Annotated in this window: 15 protein-coding genes; 7 read left to right on the forward strand and 8 right to left on the reverse strand. The window is 64.6% G+C overall.

Going from position 1 to position 14731, the window contains the following annotated elements; translation table 11 throughout:
* Positions 1-328: 328 nt before the first annotated feature.
* The 3 genes from XI03_RS38295 to XI03_RS38305 all read right to left on the reverse strand — a co-directional run bounded on the left by XI03_RS38295 (position 329) and on the right by XI03_RS38305 (position 3443).
* A complete protein-coding gene (locus tag XI03_RS38295) occupies positions 329-2905 on the reverse strand; it encodes an HAD-IC family P-type ATPase (protein ID WP_271595028.1) in 2577 nt (858 codons plus the stop codon).
* Positions 2902-3069 carry a hypothetical protein gene (locus XI03_RS38300; protein WP_162832235.1) on the reverse strand — a complete coding sequence of 56 codons (168 nt, stop codon included), beginning with the start codon at positions 3067-3069 and terminating at the stop codon, positions 2902-2904. The genes XI03_RS38295 and XI03_RS38300 overlap by 4 nt, the downstream gene beginning before the upstream one ends.
* 230 nt (positions 3070-3299) lie before the next feature.
* Positions 3300-3443, reverse strand: coding sequence for a hypothetical protein (locus XI03_RS38305; RefSeq protein WP_162832236.1), 144 nt, complete (start codon positions 3441-3443; stop codon positions 3300-3302).
* 267 nt (positions 3444-3710) lie between these two features.
* On the opposite strand from XI03_RS38305, the gene XI03_RS38310 reads away from it, so the two are divergent.
* A complete protein-coding gene (locus tag XI03_RS38310; protein ID WP_162832237.1) occupies positions 3711-3866 on the forward strand; it encodes a hypothetical protein in 156 nt (51 codons plus the stop codon).
* 52 nt (positions 3867-3918) lie between these two features.
* On the opposite strand, the gene XI03_RS38315 is transcribed toward XI03_RS38310, so the two are convergent.
* Entirely contained in the window at positions 3919-4548 is a 630-nt protein-coding gene (locus tag XI03_RS38315) for a ParB-like protein (protein WP_028145250.1), read from the reverse strand.
* A 339-nt stretch (positions 4549-4887) separates the two neighbouring features.
* Here XI03_RS38315 and XI03_RS38320 point away from each other — a divergent pair, with 339 nt between their 5' ends.
* The 6 genes from XI03_RS38320 to XI03_RS38345 all read left to right on the forward strand — a co-directional run bounded on the left by XI03_RS38320 (position 4888) and on the right by XI03_RS38345 (position 9660).
* The gene (locus XI03_RS38320; protein WP_028145252.1) at positions 4888-5229 is read left to right on the forward strand and encodes a hypothetical protein; all 342 of its coding nucleotides are present in this window, start codon (positions 4888-4890) and stop codon (positions 5227-5229) included.
* A gap of 223 nt (positions 5230-5452) precedes the next feature.
* Positions 5453-5740, forward strand: coding sequence for an acyl carrier protein (locus tag XI03_RS38325; protein ID WP_007592476.1), 288 nt, complete (start codon positions 5453-5455; stop codon positions 5738-5740).
* Positions 5741-5750: 10 nt separating this feature from the next.
* A complete protein-coding gene (locus XI03_RS38330) occupies positions 5751-6221 on the forward strand; it encodes a 3-hydroxyacyl-ACP dehydratase FabZ family protein (protein WP_028145253.1) in 471 nt (156 codons plus the stop codon).
* Complete coding sequence (locus XI03_RS38335) at positions 6218-7423, forward strand: beta-ketoacyl-ACP synthase (RefSeq protein WP_271595029.1); 1206 nt, start codon at positions 6218-6220, stop codon at positions 7421-7423. Before XI03_RS38330 ends, XI03_RS38335 begins: the two co-directional genes overlap by 4 nt.
* A gap of 18 nt (positions 7424-7441) precedes the next feature.
* The gene (locus XI03_RS38340; RefSeq protein WP_028145255.1) at positions 7442-8719 is read left to right on the forward strand and encodes a beta-ketoacyl-ACP synthase; all 1278 of its coding nucleotides are present in this window, start codon (positions 7442-7444) and stop codon (positions 8717-8719) included.
* Between the two features lie 8 nt (positions 8720-8727).
* Positions 8728-9660 carry a lipid A biosynthesis lauroyl acyltransferase gene (locus tag XI03_RS38345; RefSeq protein WP_038946310.1) on the forward strand — a complete coding sequence of 311 codons (933 nt, stop codon included), beginning with the start codon at positions 8728-8730 and terminating at the stop codon, positions 9658-9660.
* A 103-nt stretch (positions 9661-9763) separates the two neighbouring features.
* On the opposite strand, the gene XI03_RS38350 is transcribed toward XI03_RS38345, so the two are convergent.
* The 4 genes from XI03_RS38350 to XI03_RS38365 all read right to left on the reverse strand — a co-directional run bounded on the left by XI03_RS38350 (position 9764) and on the right by XI03_RS38365 (position 14602).
* On the reverse strand, positions 9764-10888 hold the full coding sequence (locus tag XI03_RS38350; protein WP_038946309.1) for a polyamine ABC transporter substrate-binding protein: 1125 nt from the start codon (positions 10886-10888) through the stop codon (positions 9764-9766).
* 2 nt (positions 10889-10890) lie between these two features.
* Complete coding sequence (locus XI03_RS38355; RefSeq protein WP_049824287.1) at positions 10891-12072, reverse strand: aminotransferase; 1182 nt, start codon at positions 12070-12072, stop codon at positions 10891-10893.
* A 7-nt stretch (positions 12073-12079) separates the two neighbouring features.
* A complete protein-coding gene (locus XI03_RS38360) occupies positions 12080-12406 on the reverse strand; it encodes a rhodanese-like domain-containing protein (protein ID WP_026202463.1) in 327 nt (108 codons plus the stop codon).
* A 267-nt stretch (positions 12407-12673) separates the two neighbouring features.
* The gene (locus XI03_RS38365; protein WP_271595030.1) at positions 12674-14602 is read right to left on the reverse strand and encodes a potassium transporter Kup; all 1929 of its coding nucleotides are present in this window, start codon (positions 14600-14602) and stop codon (positions 12674-12676) included.
* Positions 14603-14731 lie beyond the last annotated feature (129 nt).

The following is a 14731-nucleotide window of genomic DNA, read 5'->3' on the forward strand; positions in this document are numbered from 1 at the left end:
GCTCTGGGCTTGCGCGTTGCCGCCAAAAGCGATCGCCGGAAGCACGACAAGACCGCACAGCATCGACACGCATCCGCGCTTCGTTGCGCGTGCGTCAAACACGAATTCCAGCATTCCCAGTCCCCGAATTTACCGGGACGACCATGCAAAGACTCCGAACGCACAATCAAAGTCTTTTGGACGTTCGTGTCGTAGAATCTATGTAGACTGGATCCATTCTAATGAAATGGCCTCAGCATCTTGCGCCGGCCCTCCACGGGCTGCATGAATTCCCGACGCTGACGATCCACCGCAGCGCGCCCCGATGACCGACCTGCCGCGTCACGATCTAGAATCGCAACCGCCGGCCCCAAACCGGCTTCAGCAGTTCGAGCGCCGTGAGCACCAGCAATCCTGCGCCGAGCGTGACCATCAGATCGTCCAGGTGCAGGGGACCGAACCGGAACAGACTGGACGCCGGCGGCCAGAACAGGGCCGCGGCCAGAACGAGCGCGATCGACAGGAATATCCAGAGCAAAGCCGGATTCGGACGGAAGAACGCCGACAAGAACGACGCGCTGAAGGACCGGTTGACCAGCACCAGCGCGACGACGCAGACGACCAGCGCGATGAAAGCCAGCGTGCGCGCCTCGTCGGGTGGAATACCGGAACGAAGCGCAACGACGAAAATCACCGCAATCAAGGCAAATGCCATGACGCCTTGAAGAACGCTCCAGCCGACCAAAGCCCACGAGAAAAGTTCCGCATCGGCGCGCCGCGGCGGGCGCGTCATGACATCGCGCTCCTCCCGCTCGGCTTCGAACACGAGCGAGCAGACCGGGTCGATGATCAGCTCCAGAAATGCAATGTGAACGGGCCCGAGAACCAGAGGCAGCCCGAAAACCAGCGGCAGCAGGGCGAGCCCCGCGATCGGAACGTGGACGGCGAAAATGAAGGCCATCGCCTTGCGGAGATTGTCGTAGATTCGGCGCCCCAGCCGGATGGATGCGACGATGGAGCCGAAATCGTCGTCGAGCAGGACGATCGAGGATGCCTCGCGGGCGACATCGGTGCCGCGGCCACCCATCGCGATCCCGATATGGGCCGCCTTCAGGGACGGCGCGTCGTTGACGCCGTCGCCGGTCATCGCGACGATCTCGCCGTTGTGCTTCATGGCCTGAACGATCCGCAGCTTCTGCTCCGGCAGGACCCGCGCGAACACGTTCACGTTCCTGACGAGGGCCTCCAGCCCGCTCTCGTCCGCGAGCCTGATCTGCTCACCGGTCGCGACCTCGTTGACGTCGAGCCCGGCCTGCCCGGCGATCGCCATGGCGGTCGCCGGATAGTCGCCCGTGATCATGACGACGCGGATGCCGGCCGAACGACATTCGGCCACCGCCTCGGGGACGTGCGGACGAAGCGGATCGGCCAACCCGACCAGACCGAGGAAGCGAAACGAAAAACCTTCCTGCGAGCTCGGCAGGGCCTCGCCGTCGCAGGTCGCGGCGGCCACGCCGAGCACGCGAAGACCGTCCTTCGCCATCGCCGCGACCGCATCCCGCATCGCGTCCTGGTCCGCACCATGCAACTTGCAGAGGCGCGCAATCGCTTCGGGAGCACCTTTGGCCGAGGCGAACACCCCCTGGGACGATTGCCAAACCTGGGTCATCGCCAGCAGTTCGGGACGCAGGCCGTAGGTGCGGATCAAGGTCCGAGCATGCAGGGTTTCATCAGCCTCCGGCAGATTCGCCTGCGCGAACGCGTGCAGGGCCTTCTCCATCGGATCGAACGGTTCGGGCGAGCTCGCCAGAGCACTGCAACGCGCCAGCTCGAAAAACTCCGCTCCCACGGGCGCCGGCTGCGAAGACACGAGGCGGACGCTCGTCCCGCCGCGTAGCCTCAGCTCCGCGACCGACATCCGGTTCTGCGTCAACGTGCCGGTCTTGTCGGTGCACAGCACCGTGGCGGAGCCGAGTACCTCGATCGCAGCCGCGCGCCGCGTCAGCACCCGCGCCTTGGAGATCCGCCAGGCGCCCATGGCCATGAACACCGTGAGGACGACGGCAAACTCCTCAGGCAGCATGGACATGCCGATCGCGATGCCTCCGAGCATCGCCTGCAGCCAATCCCCGCGCAACGTTCCGTAAAGCAGGACAGCCGCCAGGCTGATCGCCGCGCCGCCGAGAAAGCAAAGCCGTACGAGCCGTGCAGTCTGCTGCTGCAGCCGCGGCGGCTCCGACTGCAAACCATGCAGCGACAGTCCGATCTTCCCGATCTCGCTGCGAGGGCCGGTGGCCTCGACCTCGGCGAGGCCCTCGCCTCGCACGACCAGCGAGCCCGAATACACGAACGGCAGGTCATCGCCGCCCGGGCGATGTTCGGCCAAGGCGACCTTTTCAGTCATGGAAGCCTCGGCGACCGGCGTCTTGAGGGCCTGCTTGCGAACCGGGACCGACTCTCCGGTCAGCAGGGACTCATCGACCGCCAGATCACGCGCACTGACGAGTACCGCATCCGCCGGAATCCGATCGCCTTCGGCCAGGACGAGGAGATCGCCGCGGACGACGTCCCGGCCCGCGATCCGCCGCCGCTCGCCATCCCTGACCACGAGCGCTCGCGGACTGGTCAGCTCCCGCAACGCCTCCAGCACGCGCTCGGTGCGGGTTTCCTGCACGATCGTGATCACGACGGAGATGGCGCCGAATGCCAGGAGAAGCAGCGCCTCGCGGAGGTCGCCGAGCAGCAGGTAAACCAGCCCGCCACACAGAAGGAGAGCGAGCATCGGCTCGCGCAGCACCTCGAGCACGATGCGCAGGGGCGTGCGCCGTTCGGGCCGAGGCAGCTCGTTGTAACCGTCCTGTTGCAGCCGAAGTTGGGCCTCGGTTTCGCTGAGCCCAACCGAACTTGCGCCTTCTTCCTTGCTCACGTCTTCCGCCGCATGCTCCAGAGACTTCCAGCCCCCACGACGGCTGTCACGAGCAGGACGGCGACGAAGGTCTGGATGATGGTGAAGTTCAGGGCATCGCGCGCGACGAACAGCGCGGTGAGCGCGCCGGCGATGATAAAGACGATACGAAAGATCAGGCTCATGGTCATGTCTCCAGTCTTGCATGACTTGGAGCCCGGGCCCACGACGTCTGGGCACAACGCTGCTTCTGCAACCATGCAGAGAGACTTTAGCCCGTCACAGCGGCGCAGATTTGCGACAAGTCAAGCCTGATCCGGCCATCGCCGCATCTGGCCGGTCGACGGGTGCGACGTGATGTCCCGCCGCGAGCGATCAGCCGCGGCATCGCTCATGGTTGCAAGGCGCCGTGCCGCTAGCGCTTCGCCATCAACTCGAGCGCCGGAGCAAAGCGCTCCGCGAACGTCAACGACTTGGCGTGGTGAACTGCGGCAAACGATGCCGAAATTCCTGCCGAAGCGACCGCGAGCAACGCAATTACGAAAGCCAGACGGCGCATGTTCGCCTCCTGTGTGAGCTCGTCTACCCCATACAGATGGGACGGCTCTGTTTCAGGACGGTTTCATGGGCGCGGAAATTGATTTCACTCAAGCGCCTGTGATGGGATCCGGCTTATCTGGACGCATTCCGCAACCAACTAACAATGGTCGACGTATTTTGCAGCGGAGCCCGGCCGTGTTGGGAATTCTACATCCGCGGACACGATCCTAAGCACTGCGGCGACCAGCAGCATTCGCTGGAATGGGAGTCATCAAGGACTATTCAAATGAAGATCGTGATCCAGAAGCTCAATGGCCTGTGGCACCTCATCGTCGGATCGTGCCTGATCCGAACGCCCTTCCTCGACACGCAGGATCGTGCGCTAGTGGTCACTTACGCTCGCCGCGCCTATCCCGGCGCCAGGATCTTCCAGCGCGACTGACGCGAGCGGCTGCGCATGATGGTCAGCTCACTAGAGCGATTCCCGACTGCCCCTAATCATCGTCCTCCGGACCGCACCAGCCGGGCAGATAGATCGCGTCCTTGCTCTTGGCTGCGGACATCGCCTTCTCGATCGCCTTGTCGAAATCGGCCTCCACCGTCTTGCGCGAGACCTTTCGGCGCAGGAAGTCGGCCCACAGGAATTCGGAGAACGGCGTGGTGTCCTTGGCGAAGCCGCCCAGGCGGCGCAATTCGCCGGCAAGGCTGCGGAACGGATCGTCCTTGAGATCGGCAACCGATTTCGGCAGGTCGCGAAACTGTCGCCGTTCGCCCTTGGCGTCGTAAGGATAGACCCAACGCTTGTTGTCCATCACGCCCCAGAAGGCCTCGCGCTCGACCATGCGGAGGTCGCCGACGATGGTCACCAGCACCTCCTTGACGCCTTCGTCGTGCAGCGCGCGGCCGAGGTGATGATGGTCGATCACATAATAGCGCGCGTCGGGACCGTAGACGACGGGGATCATGTGCTTGCCGAGCAGATCGGCCTGCTTCTTCTTGTCATGCTCGCGCCAGCGCTTGCGCTTCTCCTTGACCTCGCGCATGCCGACCGTCATCTGCGTCGGCCGGAGCGACAGGATCGGGACCGGATGCACTCTCGGCTCACGCGCGTTGGTCGTGGTCATGGTCGAAGGCCCCCTCGCATGGATGCAACTGACGGTTCAGGTTCCCCGACTATGACATGGGCCATGCGGCGGCAAAACGTGTTCGGAAGGACGCGGAGATCACAAGCCGATGTAAAGGGGAACGAAGGTGTGAAGTCCTTGGCCCTTGCTACCTCTGTTGTTGCAACGCAACCCTTGCATCCCTGCCGCCGACACGACGGCCGGTTCCGCGGTCGCTTCCCACAATCCATGCACAAATAGTGCGAGCGTACAAATGCACGCGGGCATTGCGAAGATTTTCTGCAACACGTTCATCACGTGTGCTATCTAAAATCGCTGCTTCGGAGTGATCCCCGCCCCATGACGACCCAGCGGCCCATAAGCTCTGACGACGAGCACCGGGTGCTCCAGTTCAGGCCGCGCACCTCGCCTTCCCCGACGGTCCACCGCGGCAGCGGTACCGTGCAGCCGTTGCGAGTCGCCCCCGAACCGCTCGACCTGTCGCGCTACGAGAAGCCCCGCGCCGAGCCGGACAATTTCCGCCATCGCATGCTCGCCAACATCGCGGCGCTGGCCTTCACCATCGCGCTAACCGCAATCGGAATTTGGCTCGCGGTCAGCATCGCCGACCTGCGCCGGACCCAGGATTGCGTGCTGATGGGCCGTCGCGACTGCGTCAAGATCACGACGCCGCACATCTAGGCCCACCTCGCCCCGGCCCCGGCGGGCACGCGACTTCAGCGGGGCATCCCCAGCCCCGTCTCACCGCCTGCCCGCCTCCATTGAACTCAGGGCGGCGCTCCGATATACGGGCTTTCGACCCGGCCAGAGGGGGGTTTGAGGGCGTCATCAGGGGCGCGATGCCCACCCACCGTGCCACTCTGGATAACCTGACAAATATCCGCAATATATCAAAGGCTTAGTGATGTCTTCCACATTCGATCAGGTCGCCACGATCATCGCTGAAACCTGCGACATCCCGCGCGACACGATCACGCCGGATAGTCATGCCATTGACGATCTCGGCATCGACAGCCTCGATTTCCTTGATATCGCGTTTGCGATCGACAAGCAGTTCGGCATCAAGCTTCCGCTGGAAAAGTGGACCCAGGAGGTCAATGACGGCAAGGCGACCACCGAGCAGTATTTCGTGCTGAAGAACCTGTGCGCCCGCATCGACGAACTGGTTGCGGCCAAGGGCGCGAGCGCCTAAGCGCGCGGTCATGCAACTCGAATACTTCCACATGATCGATCGCATCGTCGACCTCAAGGTCGACGAGAAGACGATCGTCGTCGAAGCGCAGGTCCCGCAGGAGAGCACCATCTTCGAGGGGCACTTCCCGGGTTACCCCTTGATGCCCGGCGTGCTCCTGATCGAATCGATGGCGCAGGCCTCGGGCTGGCTTCAGCTCGGCGTGTTCAAATTTGAACGCATGCCGATCCTTGCCGCCGTGAAGGAGGCCAAGGTCCGCGGCTCGGTCTTCCCCGGCGATCTCATGAGCATCGAGGCGAGCCTCATCCATGAAGGCTCCGGCTATGCCATGACCGAAGCCAAGATCAGGGTCGGCGGCAAGCTGCGCGCGAATTCGGCGCTGACCTTCACGCTGATCCCCTTCCCCAATGCGGATATGCGCGGCTACATGACGAAAGTCGCCGAGCGCGTCGGCTTTCCGCAACAGGCCGTATCGCCATGACTGACACTGCTTCGAAGCCCGGCCAGACCGAAGTCTGGATCACCGGCATTGGACTCGCGACCTCGCTCGGCGAGGGCTTGGACGCCAACTGGGCCGCGCTTCAGGAGAAGCGCATCAACGTCGACGAGAAGGGCTTTGCGCCCTACATCGTGCATCCCTTGACGCCTGTCAGCTTCGACAGCCAGATCCCGAAGAAGGGCGACCAGCGCCAGATGGAAGCCTGGCAGCGCATCGGCACCTATGCCGCCGGCCTTGCGCTCGATTCCGCCGGGATCAAGGGCAACAAGGACATCCTGTCGAAGATCGACATGGTGGTGGCCGCCGGCGGCGGCGAGCGCGATCTCAACGTCGACACCGGTGTCTTGACGGCCGAGGCCAAGGGCGCGAACGCGCCCGGCTTCCTCAACGAACGGCTGATGAGCGATCTGAGGCCGACGCTGTTCCTGGCGCAGCTCTCCAATCTGCTCGCCGGCAACATCGCCATCGTGCACGGACTTGGCGGCACCTCGCGCACCTTCATGGGCGAAGAGGTCGCGGGCGCCGATGCTGCCCGCATTGCGCTTGCGCGCATCGCCTCGGGCGAGAGCGACATCGCGCTGGTCGGCGGCTCGCATAATGGCGAGCGCAAGGACTTGCTCGTCCTCTACGAATTCGGCGATTTCAACCTCAAGGACAAGTTCGCTCCCGTCTGGGCGCGCAAGGACCACGCCGGCTTCGCGCTCGGATCTGCCGGCGCCTTCCTGGTGCTGGAGTCGAAGGCGCATGCGCAAGCGCGCGGCGCAAAGCCGTTCGCAAGACTGTCGAGCGTCGTCGCCGACCTCGCCCGGCGCAAGCAGCCCGGCGACATGGCCGCGACGCTGGAGCAGCTGTGGGCCAAGCTGCCCAGGCGCGAAGGTAAAGGCGCCATCATCTCAGGCGCAACCGGTGCAGAGCCCGCAACGAGCGAAGAGCGCGGCTTCCTGAAGGGCCATGCCGATTTCCCGGTGCGTTCGACCGGCACGATGTTCGGCCACACCATGGAGACGCAATTCCCGCTCGGCATCGCGCTCGCCGCGCTGTCGATCTCGCGCGGTGCGCTGTTCCCGCCGAACGATTCGACGGGCACCGAGATTGAAATGCAGGGAGCGCCCACCCAGATTGTGGTGGTGGGGGCCGGACACTGGCGCGGCGAAGGCATGGCGCTGGTCGAGGCAGTTAGCTAGCTCTATCGGGGGATCGACATGACTGCACCACGCGACAAACTCGGGCGCCCCGTCGTCGTCGTCACCGGCATGGGCATCATGACCTCGCTCGGTGCCGGCAAGGCCGACAATTGGGCCAAGCTCGTTGCCGGCGAATCCGGCATCCGTACCATCACGCGCTTTCCGGTCGACGGCCTGAAGACCACGATGGCCGGCACCGTCGATTTCGTCAGCGTCGATCCATTCTCCTCCACCGGCCTGTCCGAGCGGATGGCTGAGCTCGTGACGGAAGAAGCGCTCGAGCAGGCCGGCATCGGCGCCAAGGCCGATTTCCCGGGGCCCCTCTTCCTCGCGGTTGCGCCGGTCGAGGTCGAATGGCCACAGCGACGCGAGCTCGGCCGCGCCGTCGGCGCGCTCGACTTCAACTATGACGATCTCTTGCGCATCTCCGGCGGCGGCAAGTACAGCGCCTATCATCACCGCTTCATGTTCGGCTCGGTGGCCGCGCATCTCGCCGAGACCTTTGGCACCAAGGGCTCGCCGATCTCGCTGTCGACGGCCTGCGCGTCCGGAGCCACCTCGATCCAGCTCGGCGTCGAGGCGATCCGCCGCGGCGAGACCGATGCTGCGCTGTGCGTGGCGACCGACGGCACCGTGAACCCCGAGGCCCTCGTGCGCTTCTCGCTGCTCTCGGCGCTGTCGACCCAGAACGATCCGCCGCAGGCGGCCTCCCGCCCCTTCTCCAAGAACCGCGACGGCTTCGTCATGGCCGAAGGCGCCGGCGCGCTCGTGCTGGAAAGCTACGAGGCCGCCACCGCGCGCGGCGCAAAGATCCTCGGCGTGATCGCCGGCTGCGGCGAGCTCACCGATTCCTTCCATCGCACCCGCTCTTCGCCCGACGGCAAGCCGATCATCGGCTGCATGAACAAGACGCTGGCCGATGCCGGCATGACGCCGGACCAGATCGACCACATCAACGCGCACGGCACGGCGACGCCCGAGAACGACAAGATGGAGTTCAACACGACATCGGCCGTGTTCGGCGAGCTCGCGCAGAAGATTCCGGTGACCTCCAACAAGTCGATGGTCGGCCACACCATCTCGGCGGCAGGCGCGGTCGAGGCGATCTTCTCGCTGCTCACGCTCGAGCATCAGCGCATCCCGCCGACGATCAACTACGAGACGCCGGATCCCACGATCCTGTTCAACGTCGTCGGCAACAAGGCGCGCGACGCCCGCGTCACCGCGGTGATGTCGAACTCGTTCGGCTTCGGCGGCCAGAACGCCTCGCTGATCCTGACCCGCGAACCGGCCTGACCGGACGCATGGCGCTGCTTCCTGCGAGGACGAAGGCCCGCGCGCGGGAGGCTGCGAAATCGATCGGCGGCAGCCTGATCGGCGCCGCCACCGTCGGTATGCTGCGCACCACGCGCTATTTCGATCCGGTCAAGACCTCGGACTTTTTCGCGCGCGTGGTGAAGCTGATCGGCCCGCGCCTGCGCGAGCACCGCATCGGTCGCGCCAACCTCACCGCGGCGTTTCCGGAGAAGTCGCCCGAAGAGATCGAAGCCATCCTGATGGGCGTCTGGGAGAATCTCGGCCGCGTCGGCGCCGAATTCGCCCATATGGATCACGTCTGGGATTACGACCGCGACCATCCCGAAAACAGCCGGATCGAACTCCCGGCGCGCAGCATCGAGCTGTTCGACCAGATCCGCGACGACGGCAAGCCGGCGCTGATCTTTGCAGCTCACCTCGCCAATTGGGAGTTGCCGGCGCTCGCCGCCGTCTCGCATGGCCTCGATGCCGCGATCCTCTACCGTCGGCCGAACATCGCATCTGCCGACCGCATCATCCAGGAGATGCGCCAGGTCAACATGGGCACGCTGATCCCGGCCGGGCGCGACGCGCCGCTCCGCCTCGCGCAGGCGCTGAAGGACGGCAAGCACGTCGCCATGCTGATCGACCAATATCTGACCGGCGGCGTCGAGGTCACCTTCTTCGGCCGCAAGACCCGCGCCAACCCGATGCTGGCCCGCCTGCTCCGCCAGGTCGAATGCCCGATCCACGGCGTCCGCATCATCCGCCTGCCCGGCGGCCGCTTCACCGCCGAGATCACCGAGGAGGTCCAACCGGTGCGCGATGCCGACGGCAAGATCGACATCCAGGGCACCACGCAGGCGATCACCAGTGTGGTGGAGAGCTGGGTGCGCGAGCATCCCGAGCAGTGGCTGTGGCTGCACCGCAGGTGGCGGTAGTTGCGCCGTCACTGCGAGGAGCTAAGCGACGAGCAATCCAGAGTGCCCTCACCGAGAGATTCTGGATTGCTTCGCTCCGCTCGCAATGACGAGTGCGGCCCCTCTACCTTCCCGTCTTCACCTTGGTCCACAGCCGGTTGATGATCCGCTGCGTCGCCGGCTCGCGCGCCGTGATGACGAACAGCTTTGCGAGCGTCGCCTCGTCCGGATAGATGTTCTTGTCGTTCAAAATCTTCGGATCCACCAGCTTCTGGCTGGCGAGGTTGCCGCTTGCGTAGGACAGGAAGTCCGAGTTCTTGGCGGCGACGTCCGGACGGTAGAGATAGTTGATCAACTCGTAGGCTTCCCTCACGTTCTTGGCGTCCGCGGGGATCGCGAGATTGTCGAAGAACATCTGCGCGCCCTCCTTCGGGATCGCGTAGCCGATCTCGATGCCACTGCTGTTGTCTTTCTTGGCCTCGGCCGCGCGAGCGCGGGCCTGCATGATGTCGCCGGACCAGCCGACCACGAAGCAGATCTCGCCGGTCGCGAGCGCGCTGAGATATTCGGAGGAGTGGAATTTGCGCACGGAGGGGCGGACTTTTGCGACGACATCGGCGGCCTTTTCGAGGTCAGCCTGCTTGGTCGAGTTCGGATCGAGCCCGAGATAATTCAGCGCCGCCGGAAAGATGTCGTCGGCGGAGTCGAGCATGTGGACGCCGCAATCTCTAAATTTGGCGAGGTTCTCCGGCTTGAAGACGATGTCCCAGCTGTCGATCTTCGCGTCGGGCCCCAGGATCTGCTTCACCTTGGCGACGTTGTAGCCGATGCCCGTCGTGCCCCACATATAGTTGGCGGCGTAATTGTTGCCGGGATCGTAGGTCGCAAGGTTCTTGGTCACCATCGGCCAGGCGTTTTCCAGGTTCGGCAGCTTCGACTTGTCGAGCTTCTGGAAAATGTTGGCCTTGATCTGGCGCTGCAGGAAATAGGCCGTGGGCACCACGACGTCGTAGCCGGACTTGCCGGCCATCAGGCGCGTCTCCAGCGTCTCGTTGGCATCGAAGGTGTCGTAGACCACCTTGATGCCGGTCTCCTTGGTGAAGGCCTCGAGGACGTCTGGCGCCATATAGTTGGACCAGTTGTAGAAATTGACGACCCGCTCCTCGGCCCTGACAGGGGCGGAAAGCAAATTCAGCGCGGCGGCGATCGCGAGGCCAAGGCCAAATCCGCAGCGGCCGACATTCGTCATCTCTACCTCTTGCGACCGCGCACGGCGTCCGACAGCCGTTCCAGGGCAGTGTCGAGGGTCTCGTCCTTCTTGGCAAAGCAGAAGCGCACCACTGATGTCACGGGGTCCTGCTCGTAGAAGGCCGAGACCGGGATCGCCGCGACCTTGTAGTCCTTCACGATCCGCCAGCAGAACTCGGTGTCGCTCTCGTTGAGCCCGAGCGGCGACAGGTCGACGGTGAGGAAATAGGTTCCTTGCGACTTCAGCACGGGGAAGCCGAGGCTCTCCAGCCCCTTGGTCAGGCGGTCCCTGCTCCGCGTCAAATCCTTGCGCATCGACAGGAAGTAGTCGTCGGACTTGCCGAGGCCGTAGGCGACGGCGGCCTGCAGGTTCGGCGCCGTGGTGAAGGTCAGGAACTGGTGCACCTTGGCGGCGACGCGCAACAGCGGCGGCGCGGCGCAGACGAACCCGATCTTCCAGCCGGTCAGCGAGAAGATCTTGCCGGCCGAGCCGACCTTGATGGTGCGCTCGCGCATGCCCGGAATGGTGATCAGCGGGATGTGCTTGTGCTCGTCGAAGGTGACGTGCTCCCAGACCTCGTCGCAGATCGCGATGACGTCGAACTCCTGACAGTAGCGCGCCAAGAGCTCGAGATCCTCGCGCGGAAAAACCACCGCGCTGGGATTCAAGGGGTTGTTGAAGAGCACCGCCTTGGTCTTTGAATTGAAGACGCTTTTCAGCATGTCCTCATTCAGCCGCCAGTGCGGCGGCTCCAGCCGCACGAGGCGCGGGATGCCGCCGGCCTGGCGGATGATCGGCAAATAGGAATCATAGACCGGCTGGAAGCACACCACCTCGTCGCCGGGCTGCACTACCGCGAGGATCGCCGAGGTCAGTGCCTCGGTGCCGCCGGAGGTGACCATCACCTCGCTCATCGGATCGAGCTTGAGGCCATGCCAATGGCCGTAATGGGTCGCGATCGCCTGGCGCAGCTCCGGCAGGCCCATCATCGAGGGATACTGGTTGTAGCCGTTCAGCGAGGCCTCGGCCGCGGCGCGGCGGATGTCCTCCGGCCCCGGATCGTCGGGAAAGCCCTGGCCGAGATTGATGGCGGCATTGTCGCGCGCGGCCTGCGACATCGCCTCGAAGATGGTGACGGGAAGGTCGGCGAAGACCTTGTTCAGCGAAGAGCTCTTGGACGTCATCGCGGGGCTAGCCACCGACCTTGCTGGGAAGCCCCGCCGCCTTCCAGCCCAGCATGCCGCCGGCCAGATGCTTGTCGTAAGGCAGACCCGCCGCCTGCGCCGCGAGCGAGGCCGTCACCGAGCGTTTTCCGGAACGGCAGGCGAACACGACGTCCTTGCCCTGGGGATCGGGGATCGCCTTGGGATCGAAGGTCGAGAGCGGCACCACGACGCCGTAGGGATAGGCCTCGGCTTCGACCTCGTTCGGCTCGCGCACGTCGACGAGGAGATAGCGGCCCTCCGCGACACCCTTGGAGACCTCGTCCGGGGTCAGATCCTGCACCTGGTTTGCCACATCATCCTCCAACGTCGCGCGTGCCAGCCGGACCTATCCCGGCCGGCGGCAACCTCGCCTCTCGGCTCACGAAAATCAAGCGCTACAAAGGCTTGAGCCGCGCGGCGCAAGTTAAAGCTAAATCGCAGCGACTTGAAGTGGGGCGTTCAGGACGCCCGAATCTGCTGCTGCACCTCTCACCACTCGTTCGGCGTCATTCCCCCCGAAGGCGGGAAATCCAGCACGCCGCGGCTCCTCGGTCCTAGCCGGGCGATGACAGCGGTGGAACTAGATCGTCACCTGCGTTCCGACCTCGACCACGCGGCCAGAGGGGATCTGGAAATAGTCAGTGGCGTCGTTGGCCGAGCGGCTGAGCGAGATGAACAGCCGGTCCTGCCAGCGCGGCATGCCGGAATGGACGGCGGGCTTGAGCGCCCTGCGCGACAGGAAGAACGAGGTCGACATGATGTCGAACTGCCAGCCGAGCTTGCGGGCGATCGCCAGGGCTTTCGGCACGTTGGGCGATTCCATGAAGCCGAACTTCAGCGTCACCTTGGAGAAGGTCGGTGAGATCTGCTCCAGTTTCACGCGCTCGGCCGGATCGATCCGTGGGGTCTGCGCCGTCTCGATGGTGAGAATGACATTCTTCTCGTGGAGCACTTTGTAGTGCTTCAGACTATGCATCAGCGCGGTCGGCGCGCTGAGCGGGTCGGAGGTCAGGAACACCGCGGTGCCGGGCACCCGCTGCGGCGGCCGCTTCTCCAGCATCGCCACGAGATCGGCGAGCGGGAACTCGAGCTTGCGCGATTTCTCGAACAAGAGGCGGCTGCCGCGCCGCCACGTGTACATCAGGATGATCATGAGCGCGCCGAGCGCCAGCGGCACCCAGCCGCCCTCGAACACCTTGAGCAGGTTGGCGGCCAGGAACGTGAGGTCGAGGAACAGGAACGGCGCAATCAGCGCCCCGGCCGCGAGCGGCGACCAGCGCCAGACCTTCCAGATCACGACGAAGCCCATCATCGCCGTGACCACCATGGTCCCGGTGACGGAGATTCCGTAGGCGGACGCCAGCGCGCTGGACGAACGGAACAGGAGCACCAGCAGCACCACCGCGACCAGCAGCAGCTGGTTGATGCGCGGGATGAAGATCTGGCCGGAATGGGCTTCCGACGTATGGCGAATTTCGAAGCGCGGCAACAGGCCGAGCTGGATCGCCTGGCGCGTCAAGGAATAGGCGCCTGTGATGACCGCCTGGCTGGCGATGACGGTCGCCATGGTGGCGAGCACGACCATGCAGCCGCGGAAGAAGCCCTGCGGGAAGAGCTGGAAGAAGGGGCTGACGATGGCGCCGGGATCGCCGAGCACGAGGGCGCCCTGCCCGAGATAGTTCAGCGCGAGCGACGGCAGCACGATGAACAGCCACGCGGTCTGGATCGGTCGCTTGCCGAAATGGCCGAGATCGGCATAGAGCGCCTCAGCCCCGGTGACCGCGAGGAACACCGCGCCCAGCGTGACGAAGCCGATGATGCCGTGGTGGAACATGAAAGAGACCGCATAGAGCGGGTTCAGCGCATAAAGCACTTGCGGCTGCTGGATGATCGGATGGATCGCCGCCGCGGCAAGGACCGCAAACCAGACGCACATGATCGGGCCGAAGAAGGCGGCGACGCGGGCGGTTCCGCGCGACTGCACGGCGAACAGGCAGACCAGGATGACCACGGTTAGCGGCACGATATAGGGCTCGAACCGCAGCGTGACGTCCTTCATGCCTTCGATCGCGGACAGCACCGACAGCGCAGGCGTGATCACGGCATCGCCATAGAACAGCGCGCCGGAAATGATGCCGAGCAGGACGACGGTCGCCCCGCCGGTGCCGACCGCGCGCTGGGCCAGCGCCATCAGCGCCAGCGTGCCGCCCTCGCCGTTGTTGTCGGCCCGGAGCAGGATCACGACGTATTTGAGCGTCACCACGACAATCAGTGCCCACAGGATCAGCGAGACCACGCCGAGCACCGCCGCCGGCGTCGGCAGCCCGTCCGCGCCCGATGCCGCCATCACCGCCTCGCGGAACGCGTAGAGCGGGCTGGTGCCGATATCGCCGTAGACGACGCCGATGCTGCCGAGGGTCAGCGCGCCGAAACGGGCGGTGGTATGGGCCTCGCCATGCCCATTGGCCGCCGCCGTTTCCGGGGCGGAAATCACTATGTCGCTTGTCATGGGAGAGCCCAGTGGCCTCTAAAATGCTTCACTGCACAATGGCGGAAGAGCGCGCGGCTTATAGTCCTGCGCTACCGGCATAGCCTAGCCCGATTCCGGGGCTTAGACATGCAAATTTGCATGACTAAG

The sequence above is a fragment of the Bradyrhizobium sp. CCBAU 65884 genome (assembly GCF_028128835.1).
In the GTDB taxonomy this organism is placed as follows: domain Bacteria; phylum Pseudomonadota; class Alphaproteobacteria; order Rhizobiales; family Xanthobacteraceae; genus Bradyrhizobium; species Bradyrhizobium ottawaense.